Annotated in this window: 14 protein-coding genes; 7 read left to right on the forward strand and 7 right to left on the reverse strand. The window is 52.3% G+C overall.

What is annotated here, in order from left to right:
- Positions 1-67 precede the first annotated feature (67 nt).
- The 3 genes from ACR8BN_RS20675 to arsC are packed head-to-tail and all read left to right on the forward strand — an operon-like array spanning position 68 to position 2,161.
- A complete protein-coding gene (locus ACR8BN_RS20675; protein ID WP_022624488.1) occupies positions 68-388 on the forward strand; it encodes a transcriptional regulator in 321 nt (106 codons plus the stop codon).
- A gap of 45 nt (positions 389-433) precedes the next feature.
- The gene (locus tag ACR8BN_RS20680; protein WP_424998631.1) at positions 434-1,723 is read left to right on the forward strand and encodes an arsenic transporter; all 1,290 of its coding nucleotides are present in this window, start codon (positions 434-436) and stop codon (positions 1,721-1,723) included.
- A 12-nt stretch (positions 1,724-1,735) separates the two neighbouring features.
- Positions 1,736-2,161, forward strand: coding sequence for a glutaredoxin-dependent arsenate reductase (gene arsC, locus ACR8BN_RS20685; RefSeq protein WP_191938966.1), 426 nt, complete (start codon positions 1,736-1,738; stop codon positions 2,159-2,161).
- A 113-nt stretch (positions 2,162-2,274) separates the two neighbouring features.
- On the opposite strand, the gene ACR8BN_RS20690 is transcribed toward arsC, so the two are convergent.
- The 3 genes from ACR8BN_RS20690 to ACR8BN_RS20700 all read right to left on the reverse strand — a co-directional run bounded on the left by ACR8BN_RS20690 (position 2,275) and on the right by ACR8BN_RS20700 (position 4,531).
- Positions 2,275-2,433, reverse strand: coding sequence for a hypothetical protein (locus ACR8BN_RS20690; RefSeq protein WP_434747635.1), 159 nt, complete (start codon positions 2,431-2,433; stop codon positions 2,275-2,277).
- 122 nt (positions 2,434-2,555) lie between these two features.
- Positions 2,556-3,002, reverse strand: coding sequence for a GNAT family N-acetyltransferase (locus ACR8BN_RS20695; protein ID WP_220495243.1), 447 nt, complete (start codon positions 3,000-3,002; stop codon positions 2,556-2,558).
- Positions 3,003-3,304: 302 nt separating this feature from the next.
- Complete coding sequence (locus ACR8BN_RS20700; protein WP_434747636.1) at positions 3,305-4,531, reverse strand: MFS transporter; 1,227 nt, start codon at positions 4,529-4,531, stop codon at positions 3,305-3,307.
- A gap of 108 nt (positions 4,532-4,639) precedes the next feature.
- Between ACR8BN_RS20700 and ACR8BN_RS20705 the strand changes: the two genes are divergently transcribed.
- A complete protein-coding gene (locus tag ACR8BN_RS20705; RefSeq protein WP_434747637.1) occupies positions 4,640-5,590 on the forward strand; it encodes an AraC family transcriptional regulator in 951 nt (316 codons plus the stop codon).
- Between the two features lie 54 nt (positions 5,591-5,644).
- Here ACR8BN_RS20705 and ACR8BN_RS20710 read toward each other — a convergent pair whose 3' ends face one another.
- On the reverse strand, positions 5,645-6,523 hold the full coding sequence (locus ACR8BN_RS20710) for a LysR family transcriptional regulator (RefSeq protein WP_434747804.1): 879 nt from the start codon (positions 6,521-6,523) through the stop codon (positions 5,645-5,647).
- 114 nt (positions 6,524-6,637) lie between these two features.
- Between ACR8BN_RS20710 and ACR8BN_RS20715 the strand changes: the two genes are divergently transcribed.
- The 3 genes from ACR8BN_RS20715 (at position 6,638) to ACR8BN_RS20725 (ending at position 10,548) form a co-directional block, all read left to right on the forward strand.
- The gene (locus tag ACR8BN_RS20715; RefSeq protein ID WP_434747638.1) at positions 6,638-7,795 is read left to right on the forward strand and encodes a serine hydrolase domain-containing protein; all 1,158 of its coding nucleotides are present in this window, start codon (positions 6,638-6,640) and stop codon (positions 7,793-7,795) included.
- 11 nt (positions 7,796-7,806) lie between these two features.
- Positions 7,807-8,976, forward strand: a complete 1,170-nt coding sequence (locus ACR8BN_RS20720; protein WP_434747805.1) for an MFS transporter — start codon at positions 7,807-7,809, stop codon at positions 8,974-8,976.
- Positions 8,977-9,501: 525 nt separating this feature from the next.
- A complete protein-coding gene (locus ACR8BN_RS20725) occupies positions 9,502-10,548 on the forward strand; it encodes an NAD(P)-dependent oxidoreductase (RefSeq protein ID WP_434747639.1) in 1,047 nt (348 codons plus the stop codon).
- A gap of 287 nt (positions 10,549-10,835) precedes the next feature.
- Here ACR8BN_RS20725 and ACR8BN_RS20730 read toward each other — a convergent pair whose 3' ends face one another.
- From ACR8BN_RS20730 to ACR8BN_RS20740, 3 genes are all read right to left on the reverse strand, one after another.
- The gene (locus ACR8BN_RS20730) at positions 10,836-11,015 is read right to left on the reverse strand and encodes a hypothetical protein (protein ID WP_434747640.1); all 180 of its coding nucleotides are present in this window, start codon (positions 11,013-11,015) and stop codon (positions 10,836-10,838) included.
- Positions 11,016-11,087: 72 nt separating this feature from the next.
- Positions 11,088-11,609, reverse strand: a complete 522-nt coding sequence (locus ACR8BN_RS20735) for an NAD(P)-binding domain-containing protein (RefSeq protein WP_434747641.1) — start codon at positions 11,607-11,609, stop codon at positions 11,088-11,090.
- A gap of 102 nt (positions 11,610-11,711) precedes the next feature.
- Positions 11,712-13,163: an efflux transporter outer membrane subunit gene (locus ACR8BN_RS20740; protein WP_425015716.1), complete on the reverse strand. Its 1,452-nt coding sequence runs from the start codon at positions 13,161-13,163 to the stop codon at positions 11,712-11,714.
- Positions 13,164-13,311: the final 148 nt, after the last annotated feature.

Consider the following 13,311-nt stretch of genomic DNA (forward strand, 5'->3'; position numbering starts at 1 on the left):
TCTGGTGATTTCAAAATAAACACATATGATTTAACATATATGTATTCTAAAGGGAATGGAGTAATAAATGCTACAGCCTGTTCAGCTTTTTAAGATCCTGTCGGATGAAACCCGGCTCGCAATTGTCATGCTTCTCCGGGAATCGGGCGAACTGTGCGTATGCGATATATGTGCGGCTACCACTGAATCACAGCCTAAAATTTCCCGTCACATGGCTATCCTGCGTGAGGCTGAACTGGTACTGGACCGTCGGGAAGGAAAATGGATTCACTACCGTCTCTCACCCCACATGCCCGCATGGGCCGGCGAGACGATAACGACGGCATGGCACTGCCTGCGCGATGATGTGCGTGAACGACTGGAAAAATCCGCATGTACTTCTTGCTGACAAGCTTAATCACATACACATAGGCATATATAAAGGAGTCTGAACATGTTTCTGGCAGGAAGTATCTTTATACTCACGCTGGTCCTGGTCATCTGGCAGCCCAGAGGCCTCAGCATTGGCTGGAGCGCAAGTATCGGAGCCGTGCTGGCGCTGGGAACGGGAGTCATCCACTTTGAAGATATCCCTGTCGTCTGGAATATCGTCTGGAATGCAACAGCGGCGTTCATTGCGGTAATCGTCATCAGCCTGCTGCTCGATGAGTCTGGTCTCTTTGAATGGGCCGCACTGCATGTTTCCCGCTGGGGTAACGGGCGCGGTCGCCTGTTGTTTACGTGGATTGTACTGCTTGGCGCTGCTGTTGCTGCGCTGTTTGCTAACGACGGTGCAGCACTGATACTGACACCGATTGTGATTGCGATGCTGCTCGCTCTGGGGTTCAGCCAGGGAACGACACTGGCATTTGTCATGGCTGCAGGATTCATCGCTGATACCGCCAGCCTGCCGCTGATTGTCTCTAACCTGGTAAATATTGTCTCGGCGGATTTCTTTGGCCTGGGCTTTACGCAGTACGCCTCCGTGATGGTTCCTGTGAATCTGGCAGCCATTGCTGCCACGCTGGTCATGCTGCATCTCTTCTTCCGCCGCGATATCCCTGCCAGATATGACGTCTCACTGCTGAAGATTCCTGGCAGTGCGATTAAGGATCCTGCGACGTTCAGGGCTGGCTGGATTGTTCTGCTGTTCCTGCTGGTCGGTTTCTTTGTTCTTGAGCCGCTGGGGATCCCTGTCAGCGCTATAGCAGCAGTTGGCGCAGCGGTGCTGTTCGTGGTGGCAAAGAGGGGCCAGGCCATTAATACCGGGAAAGTGCTTCGTGGTGCGCCCTGGCAGATCGTGATTTTCTCGCTGGGTATGTATCTGGTCGTCTATGGCCTGCGTAATGCCGGACTCACTGAGTATCTTTCTGCCGTACTCAATATGCTGGCAGACAACGGTTTATGGGCTGCCACGTTCGGCACCGGCTTCCTGACTGCCTTCATGTCGTCGGTGATGAACAATATGCCGACGGTGCTGATTGGTGCGCTGTCCATTGACGGGAGTACTGCGACTGGCGTCGTCAGAGAAGCAATGATTTACGCCAATGTGATTGGCTGCGATTTAGGTCCCAAAATTACCCCAATCGGGAGTCTGGCAACCCTGCTGTGGCTGCATGTACTGGCACAGAAAAACATGAGCATTACCTGGGGATATTACTTCCGGACAGGCATAATTATGACCCTGCCGGTGCTGTTCGTCACTCTGGCCGCGCTGGTATGGCGGCTCTCTATCACTTTGTAATGAGATACTGATATGAGCAACATTACTATCTATCACAACCCGGCCTGTGGTACTTCACGTAACACGCTGGAGATGATCCGTAACAGCGGCACCGAACCAACAATTATTTATTATCTCGATACGCCACCGACACAAGAAGAGCTTACCAGGCTGATTTCAGAAATGGGGATTTCTGTACGTACATTGTTGCGTAAGAACGTTGAGCCTTATGAGGAGTTGGGTCTGGATGAAGATAAATTTTCTGATGCGCAATTGATCGATTTTATGCTTCAGCACCCGCTCCTGATTAACAGGCCGGTAGTAGTGTCACCGTTAGGGACACGACTTTGCCGTCCCTCAGAAATTGTGCTGGATATTCTCCCTGAAGGTCAGAAAGGTTCATTCACCAAAGAGGATGGAGAAAAGGTGACTGATGAGGCAGGGAGACGGTTTAAGTAACCTGGCTAGTTCACATTAGCGGACACCGGGCGTCCGCTTCTCGCTTATAGCGGCCCTTCCAGAGCGTAGATCTGCTGCGTGCAAAAGCGGAACTCAATGAGAGCTATAGAAGATCAACTATCACGTTGCTTTTCTAACCGGATGAAAGTGCCATCCAGATTTGCTTTATTACCCCAGCCGAGTTGCATGTAAAATTTTGCCGCACGGCTGTTTTCTTCGGTTTCCAGCCAGGCAATTTCGTGATGTCTGAATAACTCCTGTTCAGCATGCATAGTAAGTCTGCGACCTATCGTAAAAAATATTTCCTCAAATGGGTATTATGAGGCGCTGCATGGCAGGGTCTTTAAAAAAGATATTTTCTTTGGCTATTGGTAAAAACTCTTTCTGGAATTATTTAGTTTAAATTTTGAGACATATTAATTCCGGTAATATGAAAGCCATTCTTCTGATACAGTGCTTTGGCTGAGGCATTATTCGGCGCTACCCTAAGTCCGACTTCATCGATGTTCATTATTTTTAGCAATCTTTTCATTTCGCATAAGGCCAGACCACCGAATCCACGACCGCGCCAGTCAGGATAAATGTAGAAATCACTTATCCAGGCTGATGACCCGGTGATCGACAACCAGAGGATGCCAATAACTTCCTCTGGTTCATCAGGCTGTTGGATACACCACAGCTGATTAGCCGGGGTCACAACGCCCTTTGTTAACACTGTATCAATAGATTCTATGGCTTTGATTCGTGCTTTTTCGGAGAGATATCCCCGATTGTTTTGCAGATCCTGCGAATATTCATGGATGAAAAGAGAACGATAGTTTTTGAATTCTTCTTCATTCATATTCCTGAGAGTAATCACATTATCTTCCTGATGAGGTAGTTATGTGTTGAAGATATCACCTGGAAACTGTTTTTCAAGCTTCTCTGTTAAGGAATATTTTCTCTGCACGTATGAATCACCACTGAGAATGGTGATATTCCAGAATAGTGAGTAAAACGGCACTTACTGATTATTGCTAAGCTCCGCTTTTTGCCGTAGCGCCTGTTAACCAGCTTCAGAAGTTAACCAGCCCCTTTGCCATCACACTCAGTCAGCAGACCCGGAACGCTGCGCGGTCCGGGGATCTTAAAATGTCTCTGAAATTATATGCTTTGCGTTCCTTCAGCTGATGACGAGACTCTGACCCGGAATGCAATAACCAGCGCGGCAGAGAGCATGATACAGGCTGCAGTAATGAACACCCCCGTCACCCCGTTGAGGCCATATATCAGACCACCTATTGCTGCACCCGCGGCAATGGAGGATTGCACGGCGGCGACCACCATACCCCCTGCGCTCTCGGCCTCATCGGGAAGAGTCCGGGCGACCCAACCTGACCACGCCACCGGTATGCCACCAAATGCCAGCCCCCACAGCATGACCAGCGCTGTAAGCCCGGCGATTGATAACGGCAGAGTGATCATACCCAGTGCCGCTGCTCCCACCAGAGCAGGCATAATAATCAGCGTAAAACGCAGGCTGCGTTCCATCAGCCACCCTGCGGACAGTGTCCCGATAAAGTTAGCAACGCCAAACACCAGAAGTATTAATGCCAGCCCTTTTGCGTCTATGTGTGCGAGTCCTTCCAGCGCAGGCCGTATATAGGTAAACAGTGCATACTGGCCGGTGTGTGCAAGCACGCACCCCAGCATGCCCACAGTCACGCCCGGCCTCTGAAGCAGAGAAAATACGGATGCCGTCCTGGTCCTGACTACCGGCGGCATTCCGGGCAGCGTCAGCCACTGAAAAATGAAAGAGATTGCGCCAACCGCAGCAGCGGCAATAAACGCGCTACGCCAGCCAGACAATTCGCCCAGATAACTTCCCAGCGGTACGGCAACAACAGTACCTACCGCGATTCCACTAAAAATGATCGACAGCGCCCGCGGTACCAGCCTCTCCGGCACTAGCCTCATCGCTACCGCCGCTGCCATACTCCAGAATCCACCCAACGCGATACCCAGCAGGATGCGCATTGCCAGCAGCATGACAATACCTGAAGAGAGCGCCACGAGCAGATTTGAGAAGATCATAAGGGCAGTAAAGCTCAACAACACGACGCGCCGGTCCAGCGCACGCGTTAATCGCGGTAACAGTAAACCGGCGAATAACGCAATCACCGCCGTCACTGTTACGGCCTGTCCTGCAAGAGACTCTGATACCCCCAAATCCCGGGCGACAGGCGTTAATAAGCTGGCAGGCAGGTACTCTGCAGTGAGCAGGCCAAAAACACCCATGGTTAACGAAAAAACCGCAAGCCAGGCTGGCTCGATTTTCTCATCTCTTTGCACTCTTTCTTTGTTAACCCTGATAGAAGTTTCATCCGTCATTTTTAAGTCTCCTGGAAAGTCGTTTCAGGAGAAGAAGTCTATTCAGGCGCAGCTGGATGATCTATGCTCTGAACCCCTCACTTTTTTACCCAAAACCCGAATATGCCTATGACTTCATCCTTCGCTCTGTCATCAGAACTCATCAGCGAGCTGCTTTCCGGCCTGCGGCTCTTCGGCGTGCGATATCAGCGTATCCAGACGGGTGATACGTTTGGCCTGAACTTCTCAAGCAGGCCCGGTCATGCTTATCTGCACTACGTCGCTGTGGGGGAGATGGTGCTTCATAGTGCAAACGGTGAAGTTCTTACGCTTTCAGCCGGAGAGGCTGTATTTCTTCCTCACGGCGAACGGCATCAGCTTTTGTCGGTAACAGCTGCCGACGTGCTGGATATCGACAATATCGAAACGGCACCACTGGATGAAAAAGTGAGTGGGATTGATACCTGCCCGAGTACTCAGGAAACGCCAGGCGCTGTGCTGTTTTTTGGTTGTATGAAAATTGATCTGGGAAGCATGCAGCGGCTGGCGGATGTGCTGCCTGAAATTATGCATGCCGATGCAAAGGGGATTCAGTGGCCGGGACTCATGCATATACTTGATGCGATGAAGCGTGAGATATGCTCCGGACGCGTGGGCTATGCAGGTATTCTCGCCAGGCTTGCCGATGTGGCTGGAGCGATGTTTATCAGAGGATGGGTGGAAGATGGTTGCGGCAATAGCCCTGGCCTGGCTGCAGCACTGCGCGATCCGCGTCTGGCTCAGGCCATCCTGGCGATTCACCGTGAACCGGGCCGGGACTGGAGCGTGGCAGAACTCGCTGCCGAATCGCATATATCCCGATCCGCATTCGCCGAAAGATTTCAGACCACCATCGGCGTCCCACCGCTACGGTATGTAACGGAAGTAAAGATGCATCTCGCTGTTCGCTGGCTGTCGTCAGAAAACATTACCGTCGACACCGCATCGCAACGGTTAGGATATTCCTCTCAGGCTGCTTTCAGCCGGGCTTTTAAGCGTGTAACGGGCAAGTCTCCAGGCGCGGTTCGTTTACTTAGCTAATGGGATTTATCCCAGGCTTAGTGCATCAAATTATTTAAGCTCATTTACTCAGAATTACGGCTTCAGCACACGCTGCGTGAAAAAATCGACCAGTGCACGGATCTTTGGTGAGACGTGTTTACTGGCAGGCCACAGGATGTGAAAAGTACCCTGCCACTCAATAAATTCATTGAGTATTGGCACAAGAGTGCCATTTGCAACCAAATCACGGACAGCAAAATCCGGCAGGCTGGCAATTCCCAACCCTCGCAGGGCAAAGCAGACGCGCGTTTCTATGTTATTGCACACCATCGTGACGGGAAGATTCAGATTATCGGCATCGCGCAATGGCCATTTCTCAAGCTTCCCGGTGTGTGAGAAGCGGTAGTGCAGGCAGCGGTGTTCCATCAGGTCGGCAGGATGCTGAGGTGTTCCTTTTTCTGCAAGGTAAGAGGGAGAAGCAACCAGCATCTTACTGAAATAGCCCAGCCGTCTGGCCGACAGGCGTGAATCGGCAGGTTCACCGGTGCGGATAACAGCATCAAATCCCTCTTCGATGACATCCACCAGATTGTCAGTAAAATCCAGGTCAAGACGAATTTCCGGGTATTGACGCATGAAGTCGCCCAGCACCGGTAACATTAGCGAACTCACCAGCGGCAGACTGATACGCAGACGACCGGAAGGTTTTTCTCTGGACTGCGAAAGCTCCATCTGAGCCGCTTCAATTTCGGCAAGAATACGCCGGCAACGTTCAAGAAATAACGTTCCTTCCGCGGTCAGGGTAATGCTGCGCGTGCTTCGGTGAAACAGCCGGACACCCAGTTTTTCCTCAAGACGGGCAACATTTTTCCCTACTGCCGAGGGCGAAAGCCCTAACAGGCGCCCGGCACTGACAAAACTGCGTGTTTCTGCAACCTGCACAAATACGGTGAATCCACTCAAACTATCCATATTGCGTCCCATTAGAGAAATTTATTCCGCAGTAAAAGGAACCTCACCCTGGTTTTTCTTTAATTCGTGCCTGGCTAAGGTTACCACTCTTACAACTATTCACGGAAATAGCCGATGCACACTCTTTCAACACCTGCGAAAGTCTCCTCTGCGCTGGAAAAGGTCATTGATGATGCGATTAATCATCAGCAACTGACAGGAGCCGTGGTGCTGGTTGCCCTGCACGGAGAGGTCATACACTGCATTGCAGCAGGTATGGCTGATCGCGAGAATGACCGGCCGATGTCTGTCGACACCCTTTTCCGCCTCGCCTCTGTGAGTAAACCCATTGTCTCCAGTGCTGCGATGGTTCTGGTGGCTCAGGGTAAGCTGGGGCTGGATACCAACATCCGCCAGTGGCTGCCAGATTTTTCACCCAAACTCGCCGAAGGAACCGCGCCTGTTATTACCGTACGTCAGCTGCTGAGCCATACTGCCGGACTCGGCTACCGTTTTTTTGAGCGTGACGAGGATGGGGCTTATGCACGTGCAGGCGTTTCAGATGGAATGGATAATTCTGCCGTAAGCCTGGCGGAGAATCTGCACCGTATCAGCCAGGTTCCTCTGCTTTATTCGCCGGGAACCGCCTGGGGTTACTCGCTGGCTACCGACGTGCTCGGCGCAGTGGTTGCCAGCGCATCTGGTACAACGCTCAGCGTCGCCGTTCGTGAGCTGGTTACTGACCCGCTGGCTATGTTCGATACCGGTTTTGTCGCCAGGGATGCTACACGCGTCGCCACCGCTTACGTCACCGATTCGCCCTCACCACATCGACTACAGGAAGGGGAAATTATACCGGTCTTTCCTGAAACCAGCGGGATAGTCTTTAGCCCGGCACGTATCTTTAACCCGCACGCTTTTCCTTCAGCGGGCGCTGGTATGGTGGGAAGCGCAGGTGATTTTCTACGCCTCCTTGAAGCGCTGCGTGACGGCAACGAAAAGCTGTTGCCACACGCAATGGTGGCTGAAATGGAGCGGGATCAGACTGCAGGGATGGCGCTGCCGGACATGCCGGGCGTGGGCTTTGGGCTGGGATTTTCAGTGCTTCGTGACCCGGCCCAGGCTGCTTCACCAGAGTCAACCGGCACCTGGCGATGGGGCGGGGCTTACGGTCACTCCTGGTTTGTTGACAGGCCACGCGGCCTGAGCGTGGTCGCTTTTACCAACACGCTTTATGAAGGGATGTCGGGTAAGTTTGTAAACGATCTGCGCGACGCGGTATATGCCCAATGAGAATCCAGACGATGGCGAATCCCGCCAGTAACCGGTTACCGTTATCACCTCTGCTCGCGCTGGCGCTGGCCGGATTTATTACCATTCTGACCGAAGCGTTACCGGCCGGAATGTTAACGCAGATTGGCTACAGTCTTGCGATTTCAGATGCGCTCGTCGGCCAGCTGGTCACCGTCTATGCGCTGGGCTCGCTGCTGGCCGCCATTCCGGTCACCCTCTGCACGCAACATTTGCGGCGGCGTCCCCTGCTGCTGTTTGCCATCGCTGGCTTTGCTCTGGCCAACACCGTGACCGCCTTTTCTACCAGTTATGGATTAACACTGATAGCACGTTTAACGGGCGGCGTGTCAGCAGGGCTGCTGTGGGCGCTGATTGCCGGTTATGCCGCGCGCATGGTTCAGGATTCGCTTAAGGGGCGGGCTATCGCAATCGCGATGGTTGGCACACCGCTGGCTCTGTCACTGGGAATCCCCCTGGGAAGCTGGCTGAGTGAAGTTATCGGCTGGCGTAACTGCTTTTATATCATCAGCGCTATGACTGCAGGCCTTATCGGTTGGGTCATTATTAGTGTACCTGACTTTCCTGGTCAGACCTCCCTAAAGCGGGTATCTCTGGGACAGACGCTGAGGCTGCCCGGTATTCGGCCGGTCCTCGCCGCCACACTGATATTCGTACTCGCACACAATACCCTTTACACCTATATAGTGCCGCTGTTACAGGCAGTAAACATGGCTGACCGCGTTACTACGGTATTAATGGTATTTGGTGTCACTTCGCTGATCGGGATCTGGGCTACAGGCACCATGATTGACCGCTGGCTGGGCGAATTGACCCTGGCTTCTACCCTGCTATTTGCCCTAGCGATGCTGGTCATGGCACTGGGCAACCCCTTAATGACCTATCTCGCCTGTGGCATATGGGGGCTGGCATTTGGCGGAGCAGCGACACTTTTTCAGACCGCACTAGCAAAGACCGCGGGTGCCGCAGCCGACGTGGCGCAATCAGTTCTGGTCACAGCCTGGAACCTGGCGATTGCCGGTGGTGGACTCGCAGGCGCCGCCCTGCTTAAGGGAGCAGGTATCGCATGGTTCCCGCCGGTCTTATTGATTTTGTTGGTGCTGACGGGGCTGATTGTCTGGTCAGCACGACACTCAGGCTTTTCATCACGCCCTCCTGACTAAACAGCCAGCATCGCTTCTCTGTCCAGCCTGATCCTTAAGCGCGGGCAGTAAGAAAGATGAGTGCAGTATCTGAACGAGAGCGAGAGTCAGCAACAGTGCTGTTGAAGAGAAAGCCAGAAGTGAATCGGTGGCAGCGTTTTTTTTATCCAAACGATTAGGTACTAATTGCTTATTTCAACCTGATCAATGGTTTGATAAACAACGACAAAAAATAATAAAACCTGATACCAGGCAGATTCATTCATGGCAAACACATTAAAGACATAAATAGTGTGTCTTCAGATAGCCTTCACTCAAAGTGGGTAAATTTAGTGAAAACGTAAGAACTGAAGCCACAGCAATAAAGACTGCCGGTGAAAAGGAGGGTATGTTTCGTCATGGCTGTAATTAAATCCATGTAATTAGCTGTCTTTCCAATCCAGGGATCGATCGCCGCAAGGTACTTTACTATACCACTCGCTGAGAAGTGGTGGACGCCAGGCCCTTATAGATTAGTGCATACTTCTTCAAAATTAAGGATCAAAAATGAAACGTAGAATTATGCTGCTGGATGTCCTTCCTGATGAGTTATCAATAAAAGAAATAGCAGGTTACATTTCTCCGGAGATCGCGCTTATCGTCAACCTGCCGCAAAACGGTTGTCACGCATACCAGGCGCAGCGGCATTTTGAAAGCGTGAGTATTAACATCCACGATGAAGAACAGATTCTGGCGGTTGCACGGCAATTTGGGGGATTCGATGCGATTAAACTCAGGAAAAACGTACCCCTGAGGAAAGAGTTACTATGCGCACTAACCGCTGATGACCTTGCTACACGGTTAAAAGTTATTGGTCAGGCAGGAGTCGGCCTGAATCATATTGATACCGGCGCGGCTGAAGAACGTGGAATCGATGTTTTTAATACACCTGGAGCAAACGCAACAGCTGTTGCTGAATTCACCTTGCTACAGATGCTCGCCCTGCTGCGCCAGACTAACTGGCATCAGGATCAGATGCGAAGAGGCCACTGGAGTAAGTCAGCACGGCCTCCTGCGCGCTCGTTAAGTGATATCTCTGTTGGGCTGGCAGGCAGTGGTGCTATATCCAGGGCGCTGATTGCACTGCTGAAACCTTTTCAATGCCCGGTTACCGTTCTGGGTAGTTCCCGCTTCACGGATAAAGATGCAGATGAGCTTGGCGTCATGAGGGCTGATGACCTGCTGGCTTTGCTCAGTGGGAATGACATGATCTCTCTTCACCTGCCTTTGAACTCTGATACGCATTATATGCTCAACGCATCGGTCCTTCCCTGTATCAGAAAAGGGGCGTATTTACTCAACATGTCCCGAGGCGGACTGATTGATGAGACGGCCCTTGCAGCTTTTATGCAGCAGCATCCAGGATGGATTTCAGGTGTCGCCCTGGATACCTTCGAAGCCGAGCGCGAGCCCTTTTATTCTCCATTACAGGAATCAGAATATGCGCTTCTCACTCCCCATATCGCGGGCACAACGGAAACTGCCCTACTGACTTCTGCTCTCAGAGTTCAGCAGGGCATTCTGTCCAGACTGGCAGCGGGTGCAGAAAAATAGTTAAACAGGCTTAAGAACCGGTTGGTATTACTGAAAGTCACGATTAAGAACTCTCTGCTCTGCAAAGCATTAATCTTGTGGATTCGGTGAGAAGGTTATTCGTTACACAGCCTGTACAGGGCAAAGTTCATCAGGCAGACGGGAACATCTCTAACAGGCTTACCGCCATTAAGATATTCACCCCCTGAATGATGTCATGCTGTCCCTCAGCTATTTACCTGAACGCATGCGGATATCTTTAAGAGGTAATACAGCCAGCGGAGATGATGAGTTGTCCTGATTCATTTTCAGGGTAGCTTATTTTCTTTTATCATCGATAAAACCGTATCAGAGGCGTTATGCCACGGTTCAAGAACCTGCATCTGCGCAAGAACTTCAAGTCCCTCAAGTTTATAAAGGCCAGATAGTGCAATTTCTTTACCCAGCTCATCCAGACCCGCAGAATTCTTATAGTCTGCATATTCCACGAAGTCCCTGAAGCCGTTGAGGACCAGCCGTCGGGCTATATCCTCTGTCAGCCCTTTCTGCACAAACCAGCTTTACAAACCTTCTGCGAGGAAGTAGAACCAGCTGTTCATACCCATGCTGGCCGTAGCCAAATCAAATTCTGCTTCATCGGTAAACACAGTTAGCTGGCCTAGCCGGTTAAACAGGGCCTGAATATCATTATCGGCAGCCGTCAGGAGCACACTCGATTGGTTAATTTCAGCGGCGAAGGCGAGCATCAGCCTGACACAGTCAGTATGTCTGAATAAATCACGCAGCTTCTGAGTGGAAATAGCCGGTACAAGAGAAATCAGGGTTTGCGGGCAGCGTAACTGTATCTGAGGCGCTATTTTCCTCAGATAATGATCTTCCCCGCCGAGAATAATGACATCAGCTTCATCGACGACATCCTGGTAACTATCCAGCGTCCAGCAGGGCAGATCTACTGAAAGTTTTCGCGCACGTTCGTTGTTTCCACAAAAAAGAAATATCTGTGAATCCGGAACAGCACGAAACAGCCCCCGTACCAGTTTTTCAGTTAACGCATCCACATCCAGAATACCGATCCTTTTCATCCGTCCCCCGCCATCAGTTCCATTTCGTCATGTTTTCAACGGTGCAAGATCAGCGATGCCTTTGACCCGGTGTGTAGTGAGGCACATCGAAGTTTACTGCTCTTAAAGCGCCTTTTTATCGGTTTCTGACGGCTGCCAGCCGCCTCCCAGCGCCCTGAATGTCGCGACGGCGGCGCGGGCAGACTCTGTCTGCGCCTGTGCTCTGGCATCAGAAATCTGTAAAAGTGTTTCATCATTGTGAAGGACGTCTATCAGGCTTGCCGTTCCCTGCCGGAAGGCGACAAAAGACGACTGGCGGGCACTGGCAAGGGATGCTTCACCTTTGACCAGGGTTGCGGTCTGATTTTCTCGGTTAACCAGCGCGGAGAAGGCATTTTCAACATCTTCAGTGGCACGCAATACAGACAGACGATAGGCAGCAAGCGCTTCCGCTTCCTGCCCCTTAGCCTGATCTATCTGAGCATTGATGCGGCCAAAATCAAAGAGCCGCCAGCGGAGTCCCAGCACGCCTGCCGACTGGCTGGCACCGCTGGAGAAGAGGTTATCCCCCGACACAGCTGTTGCGCTGCCGAGTAAGGCACTGAGTGAGAACTTCGGATAATACTCGCTGATGGCGACACCGATACGCGCACTTGAGGCAGCGAGATGACGCTCCGCCACGATAATATCGGGTCTCCGGCGCAGCAGGTCGCCAGGCGTACCCGTTGATGCGATCAGCGGAGCCTGCGGAATGGTCCCGGCTGAAGTCAGCTCAGTGCGATGCGTACCGGCTGGCGTACCGAGCATAACGTCCAGTGCATTCATGGCAGCATCTATTCCTGTAAGGAGCTCCGGCACGGTTGCCTGAACCTGCGCCAGTTCGCCTTCGGACTGCCGGACCTGATATTCGGGAGCCACTCCTTTGCTGTGCAGAAGCTGGACTTTTTCCAGCAGTTCCTGCCGGGTTCTGACCTGAGCCTCAGCAATTGCCAGGCGGGCCTGTAATCCGCGCAAGGTGATATAGATATCGGCAGTCTGGGCAGCAACCGCAAGACGGGTGGCGGCTACGCCCGCCTCTGACGCCTGATAATCAGCCAGTGCTGACTGGCGGCCGCGCCTCAGGCCACCGAAGAGGTCAATCTCCCAGCCTGCATTAAGGTTGGTTTCATAAGCATTGCCGTAGCGGTTGTAATCCGGCGTCGAACTGAGAACCTGCCCCAGCGGGGTTTCAACCGACTGATAAGCCCGTGAAGCCTGTCCGCTGACATTACCCGATGGCAGCAGCGCAGCTGTTGCCGCGCCCAGACCTGCACGCGCCTGCGCCATGCGGGCAGATGCCTGAGCGATGTCGAGATTCCGGGCCAGCGCATCCGAAACCAGCCGACTCAGCAGAGGGTCATTGAAGCCTTCCCACCAGACGGCAAAGTTAGCCGGGCGGGTTGCGCTTCTCTGCTGCATGGCAGACTGATACCGATCCGGCAGGGGCACGTCAGGGCGGTGATAATCTGGCCCGACAGCGCAACCGGCCAGCAGCCCGGAGCTGACCATCAATGAGAGGGTACGTAAGGAGAACATTAAGAGTCCCTGAGATAATCCAGAATTGTGACTACATTACCAAATAGTCACTAGTTGTCAATCTGACTATCTCGCGGTGCGGTTTCAGGAATGACCAGATCCATGACCCTCTGCTTTACGGCTTCCTCAGCGGTGCTGTCATCAGCCT

Source organism: Pantoea sp. Lu_F5_004 (assembly GCF_051136245.1).
GTDB classification, from domain to species: domain Bacteria; phylum Pseudomonadota; class Gammaproteobacteria; order Enterobacterales; family Enterobacteriaceae; genus Pantoea; species Pantoea agglomerans.

What these genes read in the sequence shown, in the direction of transcription:
- ACR8BN_RS20675 (WP_022624488.1), top strand. Translation starts at nt 68, where the DNA reads ATGCTACAGCCTGTTCAGCTTTTTAAGATCCTGTCGGATGAAACCCGG.
- ACR8BN_RS20680 (WP_424998631.1), top strand. Translation starts at nt 434, where the DNA reads ATGTTTCTGGCAGGAAGTATCTTTATACTCACGCTGGTCCTGGTCATC.
- arsC (WP_191938966.1), top strand. Translation starts at nt 1,736, where the DNA reads ATGAGCAACATTACTATCTATCACAACCCGGCCTGTGGTACTTCACGT.
- ACR8BN_RS20690 (WP_434747635.1), bottom strand. Translation starts at nt 2,433, where the DNA reads ATGCATGCTGAACAGGAGTTATTCAGACATCACGAAATTGCCTGGCTG.
- ACR8BN_RS20695 (WP_220495243.1), bottom strand. Translation starts at nt 3,002, where the DNA reads ATGAATGAAGAAGAATTCAAAAACTATCGTTCTCTTTTCATCCATGAA.
- ACR8BN_RS20700 (WP_434747636.1), bottom strand. Translation starts at nt 4,531, where the DNA reads ATGACGGATGAAACTTCTATCAGGGTTAACAAAGAAAGAGTGCAAAGA.
- ACR8BN_RS20705 (WP_434747637.1), top strand. Translation starts at nt 4,640, where the DNA reads ATGACTTCATCCTTCGCTCTGTCATCAGAACTCATCAGCGAGCTGCTT.
- ACR8BN_RS20710 (WP_434747804.1), bottom strand. Translation starts at nt 6,523, where the DNA reads ATGGATAGTTTGAGTGGATTCACCGTATTTGTGCAGGTTGCAGAAACA.
- ACR8BN_RS20715 (WP_434747638.1), top strand. Translation starts at nt 6,638, where the DNA reads ATGCACACTCTTTCAACACCTGCGAAAGTCTCCTCTGCGCTGGAAAAG.
- ACR8BN_RS20720 (WP_434747805.1), top strand. Translation starts at nt 7,807, where the DNA reads ATGGCGAATCCCGCCAGTAACCGGTTACCGTTATCACCTCTGCTCGCG.
- ACR8BN_RS20725 (WP_434747639.1), top strand. Translation starts at nt 9,502, where the DNA reads ATGAAACGTAGAATTATGCTGCTGGATGTCCTTCCTGATGAGTTATCA.
- ACR8BN_RS20735 (WP_434747641.1), bottom strand. Translation starts at nt 11,609, where the DNA reads ATGAAAAGGATCGGTATTCTGGATGTGGATGCGTTAACTGAAAAACTG.
- ACR8BN_RS20740 (WP_425015716.1), bottom strand. Translation starts at nt 13,163, where the DNA reads ATGTTCTCCTTACGTACCCTCTCATTGATGGTCAGCTCCGGGCTGCTG.